Below are 690 nucleotides of genomic sequence, written 5' to 3' on the forward strand. Positions count from 1 at the left end.
TGTTGATAAAGCAGCGAGCCTCGTTATTGTAACTAAATTTGGTTAGTAGAATAGGGTAGCTAGCATCAGTGTCATAGTTCGATATACACTTTGAGGTACTCGCTCGAAATTGGAAGTGATAATGAATAATTTACAGTTAGAAAAGATTCTTAACAGCAAACTCTCGCCCGAGTTAATTAAAGATTACGCGCCAAATGGCTTACAGGTTGAAGGCTGTCCACAGATCAAGCGCGTAGTTACTGGAGTAACTGCTTCTCAAGCATTAATTGATAAAGCGATTGAACTCAGAGCCGATGCGTTATTGGTCCACCATGGTTATTTTTGGAAAGGGGAGCCAGAACCCATTCGCGGTATGAAAGGTAAGCGCATTCGTAGCCTAATTAAAAGTGACATTAATCTGTACGGCTACCATCTACCGCTCGACATTCATCCTGAACTTGGTAACAACGCAGAGCTTGCTCGTCTTCTTGATATTGAAATCGACGGTGGGTTAGAAGGTCATCCGCAGTCTGTCGCCCTATTTGGACGCTTGAAAAAACCGATGACTGGTTCTCAATTTGCGAGCAAGATCAACCAAGTCCTTAATCGAGAGCCTCTACATATCGCTCCAGATAATGCGGAGAAAATGATCGAAACCGTTGGTTGGTGTACTGGCGGCGGACAAGATTTCATTGAACTTGCGGTTCAGCA

Annotated in this window: 1 protein-coding gene; it reads left to right on the forward strand. The window is 43.6% G+C overall.

Annotated elements, in window-relative coordinates; all coding sequences use genetic code 11:
* Positions 1-121: 121 nt before the first annotated feature.
* Positions 122-690, forward strand: a 569-nt coding sequence (locus tag R7R24_RS27080) for a Nif3-like dinuclear metal center hexameric protein (RefSeq protein WP_318120173.1), incomplete at its 3' end; no start/stop codon positions are given.

It is taken from the genome of Vibrio sp. 704 (genome assembly GCF_033339295.1).